Raw genomic sequence first — 12,260 nt, forward strand, 5'->3', positions numbered from 1 at the left:
ATTATTACTCTGAATATATTTATCTTGAATTCGAGGTAAATTCACTCAAAATTTTTTTTGCGTAACTCTGCTGAATTTAATTTATCTATAGTCCATCTTTTCTAAGCGAATTACTCTTCTCTCATTACCTCTAATTCAAGTATCTCGAATTTGTACTAAATTTAACATGGATACACTGCAACTGTCAACACTTAATTTCTGGATAGTTAGTACTTGTGAAAAACTTGGATATTATTAACACAAAGGTGTATATATTTCCAGACGCAGCGACGCTCTTTAAAGCTAGAAGCGAGTATGATGAAGTGGAAGCTGCTGATGATTTGTAATTTATCAATAAATGGTGTAGTGCGATATAACGAGCGTCAGCGTATGATAGGTGAAATAACATGTAAAACGCTCAGTTCTACGTTAAAAGGTAGAATACAGCTTGACTGAAAAGAGGCATACGCTCTGAACAATTATCCAGACAATGTACCAATGAGGAGATCATAATAATAATATGTAAAAGTATTTGGTGAGTGAAATCATTTTCATTTGGATTACTTCCATCGAGTCCTTCTTTGAAAAAATGTTGACAAAAAACTTAATAACAGATAAAATATACTCCGTCAGTTAAGTTCACTTTACTTAACTGAAGAAAAGGGGGATATTATGCGTTTAAATCATCAAGAAATGTTTAAAGAACTGACTGTTGTTTTTAGTGAATACTACTTAAATTATCTTTTGTATAATAAAAACGCCCAAAAGTTCAATGCTTATAATTTAACAGCACAACAAGATACGATTTTATTTTTTTTGAAGGACAATCCACATATTACAGCAAATGAAATCGCCAAGAAATTTATGATTTCTAAAAGTGCAGTAAGCCAAGTATTATCGAAGCTCGAAGCCCTGAATTTTATCAAACGTGAATCCAACCCGAATAACCATAGAGAGCTTTTCATCGAATTAGCAGAAGAAGGGGTCACTTATCAGACACTGAGTGAGGAAGCAGATGAGGAATTTATGACGAAGCACTTCGCTGATATCGATCTAGAACAATTGCGAAATGTATTACAAACAATGAAGAAAGTAAATGCATCCATTTCATCCTCCAACAAATAGGGCCATGAATTGTTTGACAATTAAGTAGAGGAAATCAATTATGAATCGAAAAGAGAAAGTGTCTATTGCACTTGCATTATTTAGTTTATTTATCGCTTATCTGGGGATCGGACTTGCCTCACCAGTTATGCCGTCGATTGCAAAAGACCTAAGCTTGAGCGGTGCCATTATCGGTTACTTGTTCGCTGCGATGGCTTTTGCACAGTTTCTGGCTTCCCCTTTTACAGGTGTATGGGTCGATTCGATCGGCCGTAAAAAAATGATGATTATCGGTCTTTTGTTATTTTCATTTTCAGAGGCACTGTTTGGCTTTTCAAATGAAACATGGCTATTATTTGTAAGCCGTCTACTTGGCGGTGTAGGTGCTGCCTTCATTATGCCAGCTGTTGTTACGTATATTGCCGATAAAACGACGCTAGCAAATCGTGCAAAAGCATTAGGCTACCAATCGGCTGCGATTAGTTTAGGGTTTATCATTGGACCAGGAGTTGGTGGATTTATTGCAGAGTTTGGGATACGCGCACCGTTCTTTTTTGCTACTGTCATTTCATTAATTACTGCCATTGTTATTTTCTTTGTATTAGACGATTCAATTTCAACAGAGCAGCTAGAAAAAAATCGTGCAACTGCTGTACGACCAGCGTTTACTCAGGAGTTTAAAAAATCTTTTCAGCCACAGTACTTCACACCACTACTAGTCGTGTTCGTACTAGCGTTTGGACTTGCCGTTTATGAAATGATGTTTGCCTTATTCGTCGATGAAAAACTTGGCTTTACGATCCGTGAAATTTCGGTCATTATTACAGTCGGCTCAATCGCTGGGGTTGTCGCTCAAATTTTATTCTTTGACAAGATGGTCAATTTAATTGGCGAACGAATGCTGATTAATTTAACCTTATTATCTTCTGCTATTTTTATCTTTATTTCGATTTTAATAAACGGTTACTGGACGATGATTGTCGTTACGAGCATTGTATTCTTCTCAGGTGATATTTTACGCCCTGCTGTGACAACCTTTTTATCAAAAATTGCTGGGGAAAACCAAGGGTATATTGCGGGTATGAACTCTGCTTACACTAGCTTAGGTATCATAATAGGACCGATTATTGGCGGTATTTTATTTGATATCAACATCGATATGCCGTATGTATTTGCCGCAGTTGTGCTCGGCATCGCATTTGTTATTTCAAGTACAAAATTAAAGAAGCCTCACCTGAATTAAACCTACTTAAAAATTCACTATCTCATTAGATAGTGAATTTTTATGTTATGTCCAAATTAGTGCGAAGTACACTTTCACATAAAATATGTACTTTCATTTTATTGAATCATACAAAAAAGCCTCCTGTATAAGCAATGTCACACCAATAGCTGTGCACACTAATTATACAAAAGGTATGTATTGGTAAAAAATTCACAGATGGTACATTTCACTGGCCGTAATCATTTTTTCATATAGCAGTCAACCGATGAATCAGAGTAAGAAATACGAAAGGAATAGCGCCTTTTTCAATTTAGACTCACTTAAGAGATTTAAAAACGTAAATTTTCCAGTTTCTCTTTAATAGGAGGAGCACAACAGATTTCATGCTGTTTTTTTAACTTCAGCTGTTACTTTCTTACCCGTCTCATCCATAAGCATGATTGCGATAATGCTTACAATTAATGGTACAAGGAAAATGACCATTACAATCTGCATCGACATTCCGAGATCAAGTAATCCTTGGAGAACTATAGGAATGAAGAAAGCTAATAACCAAGCCGCCGCAAAGACGAGTGCCATCGCTGTGCCAACAAAAGAAGGTTCATTCGAAATATCTAAAATCTTAACTGCGTAGTATACATTAAAACCAGCGAAACCTATTCCAAATATTATCGTGAATGCTATAATAGCATTAGAGTTGTCAATGCAATATACCCCTAACGCACCAACGATCATTAAAATAATGAAAGATATAGCAAGGAGTTTTTTGCGTTTCAAGACTATCATGATTGCACCGGAGATAATACTGCTTATAACCGCTACTATTGTCATCATACCAGTCACATTAGCAGCATCTGCTTCACTGTAACTATGTACAATCTGAAGGTATGCGGCCTCATATTCTAGAAATGCATTTCCACCTACCGCAAATCCAGCTACACTGATTGTTAGCAAAATGATAGTTTTGTTCTTAATGACCCGTAAAATATTACTTTTTTCACTCCTACCTTCTGCTTGTTCTACAGCATCGTCTTTTCCACTACGTTTCGGATCTCTGGCAAATAGTATATAAATAACGCAAAGAACTGCCATAAAGATTCCATAAACACCGAAAACTGCTTGCCAATTATTCACAAAAGAAAGGATTGGTAGGGTAATGTAGAAAGTCGCCGCCACCCCAAGATAATCGAGCGCAGAACGTGCACCCATCCAAGCAGCATGCTGTCGTTGTGGAAACCACTGCGCGATGACAACAGGAGCAAGAGGAACAAATATACCCCAAGAAACACCAACGATAACTCTTCCGAGTAGGTGCAGTGCAAAGCTGTCTCCTGAAAAGAAAGCCATCATACTACCAATTGCTGCCAAGGCTAATGAAATAACCGCAGTCCACTTAGCACCAATTTTATTTATAATAACACTTCCAACTAAAGCAAAAACAGCAACTACCAAGAATATGATACTTATTAGCATCCCAACCTGGCCTAAATTCCAATTTGACGTCTCAACTATTGTAAGCATAACTGGTGCGGGTGCCATGAGTAAGAGGCTGTACATAAATGTCATAAACATGACAAGTATACCATTTAAATAACTTAAAAACGTTGCTTTTTGCATTCTTGTACCCCCATGATATTAATGTTTTCTATAACAACATTATCAATATTGTAAAATCTGTCTATAACAGTTTCATTTCTAAATTAATTACAATTACCCCATCACTAACATTGCAAATAAAGAGTGGATATTCTGAATATATTTCTTAAGGTTCTAAATCAAAGTAATTAATTGATAGGAACCATCTCGCAAACCAAAATTTTTTTAGAAAATAAACGAATCTGATTTGAAAAATTCAAATCGGATTCGTCTTTAGTGAATAAGAATACATTTGTTCATTTAATAACTATTATCCTTTACAATAACATCGTTTAGATAAGCTCATTTCATAGAATAAGTAAACCATCTTTGAAATGTTTGTTTGACCTCTTCGATTACCTTCTCTTCACTTTCCTTAATTTCTATCGGTAAAATATTAGCTGAATCTAAAAATGGATCCTCGGTGACAGCTGTCCTGATACCACTCATCTCCTCAATAATTGCCAATGTACAAAATGGAGCATAAGCAGGGTTATAGCCACCTTCCTGACTAAAGAGGATTTTCCCACCACAAAGTTCTTCTGCTAAATCTACGACAATTTTTGTGAAATTGCGATATCCATCTGAAGTTACTCTCATTCTTCCAATCGGGTCAAAAATACTTGAATCCTGACCTGCTGATATTAATATAAGTTCTGGTTGAAACTTCCTGAAAACTGGCTCAACAATTTCTTTAAACGCAGCCGTATACCCTGCGTTTCCAGTCCCGGCTGGAAAAGGAATATTAATATTATAACCTTCTCCACTCCCTTTTCCGGTATCTTGAACATGCCCCCCATTATATGTGAATTGTTCCTGATGAATAGAGACGAACAAAACGCCGTCATCTTCATAAAAAATATCTTCGGTGCCATTTCCATGATGAGCATCCCAATCAATGATCGCTATTCTCTCTAATCCATACCTTTGACGGGCATACTCTGCACCAATTGCAATATTGTTAAATAGGCATAACCCCATACCAGCATTCCGTGTTGCATGATGACCCGGTGGACGACTTAAAACATAGGCATTATCCACTTCATCATTCATCACAGAGTCGATCCCACTCATCACACCACCTGCTGAAAGAGCTGCAATCTCAAACGTGCCTCGATCAATAAATGCCTCAGGATCAATTGCTCCTCCATCATTATCACTCAGATGTTTCACCTTTTGAATATAAGCTGAATCATGACACATTTCGAGCTCATTAATTGTCGCCATCTTCGGTTTAATTTTAGTTAGTTCTTTCATGATCTCTGTACGCTCGAGCAAATTTAAAGTTCTTTTTTTCGTTTTCGGTCCATCCATATGTTCATCCGGTTCGATAAACTCTCCTGAAACAAAAAATGCCGCCGTCTCAACATTTTGCCAAACATTATGCGTAAAGTATCTTTCATCTGTTACTAGACCAGTTCTTCTTTTCATTCTTACTCTCCCCTTTTCTTATGTTTGTCTTACAAATTATTTAATTATTTAATTCTTAAATGCTGAAAATTAATTTGTTCACTTACGTGTATCTCTTCACTCCTTTCAAAACTACTTGTAATCGCTTTCATGAAAGCTGACGATAAATTTATTATAAATGAACAGATAAGAGAAACATATTACCCAGACAGGCCATATTTTATATTCAATTAATCTAGGTAAGGAAATTTCCAATCTTCAACTTTGCAAAAATATGCAAGATACGATATTTGACTTATCATAAGAGTCTGATAAAGTATTGACAAAGAAAGCATCTTCTCTAAGGCTTGGTGCACTACCTATATTAACCTAAGAACAGAGGGGTTTTTGTTTTTTTGATAAATATTTGAATCCAATTTCAAGTACAAAATAAGGTTAGTACATCTACCAACTCTGAAACTGGAGAGTAATTTAACATGAAGGGAGAGAAAGGATATGGTGTATCATTCTTTAAATGATCAAAATTACGAAAAAACACTTTATTTAATGGATGAGCTATCAAAAACTACTAGCAGAAATTTTCGCGAAGATGTACTGTTATCAATTAAACATATATTTGGGTTCAATCAATCAATTTTTTGGCTCTTTGATGGAGAAAATAAATTACACGATCCCTATAGTTTGAGTATAGATGCATCAATCACCAGTAATTACTTAAATCATTATTTGGATATGGATCATTTTGCTCCACACAAGCTTTCACAGATGATTCCTAGGCAACGAGTTATCAACACTTTTGATATTATAACGAAAGAAAAGCTTGAAAACAGTATTATTTATCATGAATACTTGAAGAAATATGGATTCGACAGCTTTACAGCTATCTTTCTAGTAAACGGTAATAAATTAGTCGGGGTATTAGATTTAATTTTCGCTAATAAAGAAGAAGTACCAACTAAAAGTGAATTGATGTATATGGAAATACTTTCTAGATTTTTAGTCCAAAAAATGGACAAACATGTGACTGTCATCGAGGGCACTGGCGATCGTGCGAGCAATCCTTTGACCGCCCGTGAGAAAGAAGTGTTACTGCTCATAAAACAAGGATATCCCAATAAAGAAATTGCCGAAACTCTTTTCATTAGCGTGAACACAGTAAAAAAACATATACAAAGCCTTTACCAAAAATTCGAGGTAAACAATCGGACACAACTCAGTTTTAAACTTACTTCAAATTTTTAGAAATCACTTGAGATTAAATATATGTCAGGTCCTTTACACTAGGCAGCTACAAAAAAATCGTGCATCCGCTGTATGACCAGCGTTTATGCAGGAGTTTAAAAAATCTTTTCAACCACAGTACTTCACCCCACTACTGGTCGTGTTTGTACTAGCGTTTGGACTGGCCGTTTATGAAATGATGTTTGCCTTATTCGTCGATGAAAAACTTGGCTTTACGATCCGTGATATTTCGGTCATTATTACAGTCGGCTCAATCGCTGGGGTTGTTGCTCAAATTTTATTCTTTGATAAGCTGGTCAAAGTATTTGGAGAACGAATGCTCATTAATTTAACCCTACTGTCATCCGCTATTTTTATCTTTATTTCGATTTTAATAGACGGTTACTGGACGATGATTGCCATTACGTGCATTGTATTCTTCTCAGGTGATATTTTACGCCCTGCTGTGACAACCTTTTTATCAAAAATTGCTGGGGAAAACCAAGGGTATATTGCGGGTATGAACTCTGCTTACACTAGCTTAGGTATCATAATAGGACCGATTATTGGCGGTATTTTATTTGATATCAATATCGATATGCCTTATGTATTTGCCGCAATTGTGCTTAGCATTGCATTTGTGGTTTCAAGTACAAAATTAAAGAAGCCTCACTTCAAATAAACCTACTTAAAAATTCACTATCCCACTAGATAGTGAATTTTCATTTTATAATCAAATCACTGACCTTAATCATTTTATTATCTCGCATTCAGCGAATGTTGTTGTTTAATCTCCTTTATAGATAAATGTACACTATAATTCCCATATTCAAGAATTTTATCTAGAAAGAGATTCAATTGTTCTTGAGAGCACACTTTTACTTTTATATGGTAACAGCCTTCTCCCGACACCCGATGAACTTCCATCACTTCTTTTCGATCATTCATTAATCGAATAAACGAATCATGGTCTGTTGTTTTCATATAAAAAATAATAAACGCTGTATAAGAAAGACCTAACTTCGTTTCATCCACTAAAAGAGAGTAAGCTTTAATGATACTATTTTCCTCAAGTTTTTTTATTCGATTCCCTACTGCTTGTCCCGTCATATGAATTTGTTCGCCTAAGTCTTTCCATTGGATGCGTGAATTATCGGACAGTAACCGAAGGATTTGAAGATCAATGTTATCAAGTTCCATAATACATTCCTTTCACCATGAAATTTTTTGAGCTAAAAGCGTTTCGCCAACCTATCGATAAATATCAATAGACGAGATATGATTATAGTGTACCAAAATACATTCAATGAGGTGGAGAAATAATGAGCACAGCGCTAATTATTGTAGATATTCAAAATGACTATTTTTCTAACGGTAAGATGGAATTAGTTAATCCAGATAAAGCCGCGGCTAATGCTGCTAAAGTTCTTGAATGGTTTAGACAAAACAATAAAGAGAATATTTTTCACGTTCAACATATCGCAGCTGATCCAGCAATGGGATTCTTCCTTCCAGATACAGAAGGTGCCGAAATACATGAAACCGTTAAACCTTTGGATAACGAAAGCATTATCATCAAACATTTCCCTAACAGCTTTTTACAGACTGATTTGGAAAGCAAATTAAGAGAAAATGGCGTAACCAAGGTAGTAGTTGTAGGCATGATGACACATATGTGTATTGATGCCACAGTCAGAGCTGCAGTGGATCTAGGCTTTGAAACTACACTTATTGAAGATGCATGTGCGACACTCGACTTAGCTTATGAGGGTAAGGTCGTTCCAGCTGAACAGGTTCATTATGCGTTTGTCGGTGCAGTTAACGGTATGTATTGTGCTGTAACTTCAACTGAAGATTTCCTGCAATAAGAACCACGATCTTAAATATAATAGGTATTTGGGAATCCGCTTATTTCCAAATGCCTTTTTATTTTATCGTTTTTCGGAAACTATCAACGGATTATTATGTGGAAAACCATCTTATTTAGTATGATTTATTCAGTAACATTACCTTTTACTACTTCATCTAATTTTCCTTATTCTGGATTAATCACTAAGCCGTAGACAGGTGTTCCCTTTGTAAGTAGGGTGCTCCTTAATCATATTCACGCTATCTTTTACATTTTCAAAACCTGTTAGCCATTCAATATTAATTCACGCAAACTCTAATGTATCAAATGTTTGTTTAGAAACGCTCTTTCTTGCATTTTCTTAATTGTTTCCACTGAACTTATATTGTTTTACCGCACCCATGATGCCCAATTACACAAACCTCAGTTACTTTTAGTTCATACAATGCTGTAACCGAGCACTATAAAACATCCTTAAAGATATGTTTTTTAAAATTCTTTCGGCATCCCCTCTATATTCTTCCGAGATAATTCGCTAATGTTTTTGCTTATTATATAGTAGGGGTTTTTTATGATGTTTTTGCATTTAACTATCCTGTATCTTTTTCATAGCCATGAAATGCAGGTAAAAATAAAATAGATTTCATGGATGACTGGTCGTCCTTCAGTAACTAATGAAAGGGATACATAGTATGACGCCGGCTGTCATGGTAGATAAGGCTCATCTATTGGATCGAAAGATGTTGGTCGAGGTCCGCTTCCTTTTGAATTTTAAGTTGGATGCGCAAAGCCCGATGGCCCTCATTATGGTCGGCCAAAGTGAAATTTGAGACAAGCTGTTTAGTCCAAAATAGAAATACATAATTTTGAAAAGGAAAAGTACATAACGCTGCAAAGTAGGTTTTAATAAAAAAAGGCTTGCCGGCCTCTTCAAACTTCTCCACTGTATTGGTATCGAATCAAAACCAATGGAGGTTGAAAGGAGTGCTGACAATACCTAAAATTAATTGTATCAAACTAATAAGAAATAAGACATCCAGAAAAGTAAAATTAACATGGACAGTCAAAGCGAAAAGAGCAGAAGAAAAGCACCTCAACTATAACAATAGTCAGGCTCTCTTTAAAGAGCTTTCCAGTCGTTTGGACAAGGGAATGGGTTACTTGTATTGGGGTTGGGTTTATCCACTGGTATGCATTCTGTGAAATGGTAGGACTAACGAGGATGGACTTCAATTTTGAAGACGTTACAATAAATATATAGAAAAAACTTGGGATTACGCAAAGAACTCACCTGGAGGTTTCAGCACTCCGAAAAATGAAGAGTCGATTCGAGTTATAAAAGTAAATAAATTTACGATGTATTTATTCAAACGATTATTTGAAATGACATCTATAAACATTCATCAGCTAGTTTTTTTATTCCAGCATCAAAATATAAAGTTATAAGTAATGCCAATTTGAATAAGTTATTGGATAAATTTTTAGACTTACTAAAAATAATGAAAATTAATTTACACTGATTGCGCCATCCCCATGCCAGCATCTTTTATACCAAAAAGTATCAATGAACACATGGCAAACGACTCGGACATAAAGACTTCAAAACGACTTGGAAAATCTACTCACACATTCTAGATGAAATAAGAGAAGAGGATGAAGATGAACTGTTTCAATCTTTGATAAGATGGCTGTGAAGAATTTGTGTGATCTTTTTCAAAACACATAGAATTCTATCGTATTCAACCAAAATAAAAAGCATCTACAACATTGTTAAACAATGTTGTAGATGCTTCAGGCCTTTCTTAAATTAACAGGAAAAGACCAGTAGATACCCGAGGCCGGACTTGAACCGGCACGCCTCGCGGCATCGCATTTTGAGTGCGACGTGTCTGCCATTCCACCACTCGGGCAAGATTCTAAAATAAATTATAAAATTTGGAGGCGGCAACCGGAATTGAACCGGTGATAAGGGTGTTGCAGACCCTTGCCTTACCGCTTGGCTATGCCGCCGCTGTAATGGAGCGGAAGACGGGATTCGAACCCGCGACCCCGACCTTGGCAAGGTCGTATTCTACCACTGAACTACTTCCGCGTATCTAACTGGGGTAGCTGGATTCGAACCAACGAGTGACGGAGTCAAAGTCCGTTGCCTTACCGCTTGGCTATACCCCAAAAAATATGGGGCGGACGAGGGGAATTGAACCCCCGAGTGTCGGAATCACAATCCGATGCGTTAACCACTTCGCCACGCCCGCCATAGTATTAGTAATTATATTATAGAACTAATGAAAATATTCATGGGGCGGACGAGGGGAATTGAACCCCCGAATGTCGGAATCACAATCCGATGCGTTAACCACTTCGCCACGCCCGCCATATTTTTATTAGTAGGTATATCTAGTAAAGCTACAGGGGCAGTAGGAATCGAACCCACACCAAAGGTTTTGGAGACCTCTATTCTACCGTTGAACTATGCCCCTAAATGGTGGTGGGGGACGGATTCGAACCGCCGAACCCGGAGGGAGCGGATTTACAGTCCGCCGCGTTTAGCCACTTCGCTACCCCACCAGTAAGGATGCCGGCGAAAGGACTTGAACCCTCAACCTACTGATTACAAGTCAGTTGCTCTACCAATTGAGCTACACCGGCATATTAAATTAAAATGGTGGCTCAGGACGGAATCGAACCGCCGACACAAGGATTTTCAGTCCTTTGCTCTACCGACTGAGCTACTGAGCCACATTTGCTATGTTTAAGAACTTCGCTTAATACAAAGCGTATGTAAAAAAATAAATGGCGGTCCCGACGGGAATCGAACCCGCGATCTCCTGCGTGACAGGCAGGCATGTTAACCGCTACACCACGGGACCATTGGTTGCGGGGGCAGGATTTGAACCTGCGACCTTTGGGTTATGAGCCCAACGAGCTACCACTGCTCCACCCCGCGATAATATTAATGCTTACTATGCATTTTCTTCTACGCATCCAGTATAAGGGACACCTTACGCTTCGCTGTCGGTGTTACTCGCATTCTTCGTAATGCTCGTTGCTCCACCCCGCGATAATGCTATTCAGAAAAATGGTGGAGGATGACGGGCTCGAACCGCCGACCCCCTGCTTGTAAGGCAGGTGCTCTCCCAGCTGAGCTAATCCTCCTGGGTAAAATTGCGATAAGCTTCGCATTACTGCGTTAGCTGCAATCGCTCAATCAGTCACGTACTTAGGTACGCTCCCTCTTTCTCTCAATTGCTTTCTTGTAATGCTCGCTTCTCCCAATTTTACAGAAGCTGCGATAAGCTTTGCATTACGTGAGTAATAATTGTCTTGAAATGGTGACCCCTACGGGATTCGAACCCGTGATACCGCCGTGAAAGGGCGGTGTCTTAACCGCTTGACCAAGGGGCCGTGCAATAATGTATATGAGAGTGTAAATCTGGCGGAGAGCAAGGGATTCGAACCCTTGAGGCAGCGCAAACCGCCTACACGATTTCCAATCGTGCTCCTTCGGCCACTCGGACAGCTCTCCAATTTGGCTCCGCAGGTAAGACTCGAACTTACGACCGATCGGTTAACAGCCGATTGCTCTACCACTGAGCTACTGCGGAATAATTATAATTGGTTTGTGGCACAAGGTTTACAGCTTGTGTTACAGACTAGCGACGTCTTACTCTCACAGGGGGAAACCCCCAACTACCATCAGCGCTGAAGAGCTTAACTTCCGTGTTCGGTATGGGAACGGGTGTGACCTCTTCGCTATCGTCACTAGACTGTTTTTAAAGCCATGATTATTATACCAAACTGAGTGAAATTGTCAAACGTTTTTAGAAAAATTTTTCA

The 12,260-nt window shown here is 37.8% G+C and carries 9 protein-coding genes, 16 tRNA genes and 1 rRNA gene; 6 read left to right on the forward strand and 20 right to left on the reverse strand.

The window, feature by feature from the left end; all coding sequences use genetic code 11:
* Positions 1 to 297 precede the first annotated feature (297 nt).
* From NCCP2331_RS18500 to NCCP2331_RS17430, 3 genes are all read left to right on the forward strand, one after another.
* Positions 298 to 435 (forward strand): winged helix-turn-helix transcriptional regulator, encoded by a 138-nt coding sequence (locus NCCP2331_RS18500; protein WP_376776836.1) that lies wholly within the window; start codon positions 298 to 300, stop codon positions 433 to 435.
* Positions 436 to 651: 216 nt separating this feature from the next.
* A complete protein-coding gene (locus tag NCCP2331_RS17425; protein ID WP_251672005.1) occupies positions 652 to 1,104 on the forward strand; it encodes a MarR family winged helix-turn-helix transcriptional regulator in 453 nt (150 codons plus the stop codon).
* Between the two features lie 40 nt (positions 1,105 to 1,144).
* A complete protein-coding gene (locus NCCP2331_RS17430; protein ID WP_251672006.1) occupies positions 1,145 to 2,326 on the forward strand; it encodes an MFS transporter in 1,182 nt (393 codons plus the stop codon).
* A gap of 363 nt (positions 2,327 to 2,689) precedes the next feature.
* Here the strand turns inward: NCCP2331_RS17430 and NCCP2331_RS17435 are convergent, their stop codons facing one another.
* Positions 2,690 to 3,925, reverse strand: coding sequence for an MFS transporter (locus tag NCCP2331_RS17435; protein WP_251672007.1), 1,236 nt, complete (start codon positions 3,923 to 3,925; stop codon positions 2,690 to 2,692).
* A 321-nt stretch (positions 3,926 to 4,246) separates the two neighbouring features.
* A complete protein-coding gene (locus NCCP2331_RS17440) occupies positions 4,247 to 5,374 on the reverse strand; it encodes a class II histone deacetylase (RefSeq protein WP_251672008.1) in 1,128 nt (375 codons plus the stop codon).
* Positions 5,375 to 5,848: 474 nt separating this feature from the next.
* Between NCCP2331_RS17440 and NCCP2331_RS17445 the strand changes: the two genes are divergently transcribed.
* The gene (locus NCCP2331_RS17445; protein ID WP_251672009.1) at positions 5,849 to 6,595 is read left to right on the forward strand and encodes a response regulator transcription factor; all 747 of its coding nucleotides are present in this window, start codon (positions 5,849 to 5,851) and stop codon (positions 6,593 to 6,595) included.
* A gap of 85 nt (positions 6,596 to 6,680) precedes the next feature.
* Entirely contained in the window at positions 6,681 to 7,256 is a 576-nt protein-coding gene (locus NCCP2331_RS17450; protein ID WP_251672010.1) for an MFS transporter, read from the forward strand.
* Between the two features lie 77 nt (positions 7,257 to 7,333).
* Here NCCP2331_RS17450 and NCCP2331_RS17455 read toward each other — a convergent pair whose 3' ends face one another.
* Positions 7,334 to 7,774, reverse strand: a complete 441-nt coding sequence (locus NCCP2331_RS17455) for an Lrp/AsnC family transcriptional regulator (RefSeq protein ID WP_251672011.1) — start codon at positions 7,772 to 7,774, stop codon at positions 7,334 to 7,336.
* Positions 7,775 to 7,896: 122 nt separating this feature from the next.
* On the opposite strand from NCCP2331_RS17455, the gene NCCP2331_RS17460 reads away from it, so the two are divergent.
* Positions 7,897 to 8,442 (forward strand): cysteine hydrolase family protein, encoded by a 546-nt coding sequence (locus NCCP2331_RS17460; protein WP_251672012.1) that lies wholly within the window; start codon positions 7,897 to 7,899, stop codon positions 8,440 to 8,442.
* A gap of 1,810 nt (positions 8,443 to 10,252) precedes the next feature.
* Here NCCP2331_RS17460 and NCCP2331_RS17465 read toward each other — a convergent pair.
* The 17 genes from NCCP2331_RS17465 to rrf all read right to left on the reverse strand — a co-directional run bounded on the left by NCCP2331_RS17465 (position 10,253) and on the right by rrf (position 12,190).
* A tRNA-Leu gene (locus NCCP2331_RS17465) sits at positions 10,253 to 10,333 on the reverse strand.
* Between the two features lie 26 nt (positions 10,334 to 10,359).
* A tRNA-Cys gene (locus tag NCCP2331_RS17470) sits at positions 10,360 to 10,433 on the reverse strand.
* 7 nt (positions 10,434 to 10,440) lie between these two features.
* Positions 10,441 to 10,515, reverse strand: a tRNA-Gly gene (locus NCCP2331_RS17475).
* Positions 10,516 to 10,523: 8 nt separating this feature from the next.
* Positions 10,524 to 10,595, reverse strand: a tRNA-Gln gene (locus NCCP2331_RS17480).
* A 7-nt stretch (positions 10,596 to 10,602) separates the two neighbouring features.
* Positions 10,603 to 10,678, reverse strand: a tRNA-His gene (locus tag NCCP2331_RS17485).
* Positions 10,679 to 10,721: 43 nt separating this feature from the next.
* Positions 10,722 to 10,797: transfer RNA gene (locus tag NCCP2331_RS17490), tRNA-His, on the reverse strand.
* A gap of 35 nt (positions 10,798 to 10,832) precedes the next feature.
* Positions 10,833 to 10,903, reverse strand: a tRNA-Trp gene (locus tag NCCP2331_RS17495).
* A 3-nt stretch (positions 10,904 to 10,906) separates the two neighbouring features.
* Positions 10,907 to 10,991: transfer RNA gene (locus NCCP2331_RS17500), tRNA-Tyr, on the reverse strand.
* Positions 10,992 to 10,999: 8 nt separating this feature from the next.
* Positions 11,000 to 11,072: transfer RNA gene (locus tag NCCP2331_RS17505), tRNA-Thr, on the reverse strand.
* A 14-nt stretch (positions 11,073 to 11,086) separates the two neighbouring features.
* Positions 11,087 to 11,162 (reverse strand) — tRNA-Phe (locus NCCP2331_RS17510).
* Between the two features lie 55 nt (positions 11,163 to 11,217).
* Positions 11,218 to 11,293, reverse strand: a tRNA-Asp gene (locus NCCP2331_RS17515).
* Positions 11,294 to 11,295: 2 nt separating this feature from the next.
* Positions 11,296 to 11,370: transfer RNA gene (locus NCCP2331_RS17520), tRNA-Met, on the reverse strand.
* Positions 11,371 to 11,503: 133 nt separating this feature from the next.
* A tRNA-Val gene (locus NCCP2331_RS17525) sits at positions 11,504 to 11,579 on the reverse strand.
* Positions 11,580 to 11,753: 174 nt separating this feature from the next.
* Positions 11,754 to 11,828, reverse strand: a tRNA-Glu gene (locus NCCP2331_RS17530).
* 29 nt (positions 11,829 to 11,857) lie between these two features.
* Positions 11,858 to 11,949 (reverse strand) — tRNA-Ser (locus tag NCCP2331_RS17535).
* A 4-nt stretch (positions 11,950 to 11,953) separates the two neighbouring features.
* Positions 11,954 to 12,028: transfer RNA gene (locus NCCP2331_RS17540), tRNA-Asn, on the reverse strand.
* A gap of 46 nt (positions 12,029 to 12,074) precedes the next feature.
* Positions 12,075 to 12,190, reverse strand: a 5S ribosomal RNA gene (gene rrf, locus NCCP2331_RS17545).
* Positions 12,191 to 12,260: the final 70 nt, after the last annotated feature.

It is taken from the genome of Sporosarcina sp. NCCP-2331 (assembly GCF_023707945.1).
GTDB classification, from domain to species: Bacteria; Bacillota; Bacilli; order Bacillales_A; family Planococcaceae; genus Sporosarcina; species Sporosarcina cascadiensis.

Bases quoted from the DNA above. Each gene is read 5' to 3' on its own strand.
- NCCP2331_RS18500 (WP_376776836.1), top strand. From the start codon at position 298: ATGAAGTGGAAGCTGCTGATGATTTGTAATTTATCAATAAATGGTGTA.
- NCCP2331_RS17455 (WP_251672011.1), bottom strand. From the start codon at position 7,774: ATGGAACTTGATAACATTGATCTTCAAATCCTTCGGTTACTGTCCGAT.
- NCCP2331_RS17450 (WP_251672010.1), top strand. From the start codon at position 6,681: ATGCAGGAGTTTAAAAAATCTTTTCAACCACAGTACTTCACCCCACTA.
- NCCP2331_RS17435 (WP_251672007.1), bottom strand. From the start codon at position 3,925: ATGCAAAAAGCAACGTTTTTAAGTTATTTAAATGGTATACTTGTCATG.
- NCCP2331_RS17445 (WP_251672009.1), top strand. From the start codon at position 5,849: ATGGTGTATCATTCTTTAAATGATCAAAATTACGAAAAAACACTTTAT.
- NCCP2331_RS17440 (WP_251672008.1), bottom strand. From the start codon at position 5,374: ATGAAAAGAAGAACTGGTCTAGTAACAGATGAAAGATACTTTACGCAT.
- NCCP2331_RS17460 (WP_251672012.1), top strand. From the start codon at position 7,897: ATGAGCACAGCGCTAATTATTGTAGATATTCAAAATGACTATTTTTCT.
- NCCP2331_RS17430 (WP_251672006.1), top strand. From the start codon at position 1,145: ATGAATCGAAAAGAGAAAGTGTCTATTGCACTTGCATTATTTAGTTTA.
- NCCP2331_RS17425 (WP_251672005.1), top strand. From the start codon at position 652: ATGCGTTTAAATCATCAAGAAATGTTTAAAGAACTGACTGTTGTTTTT.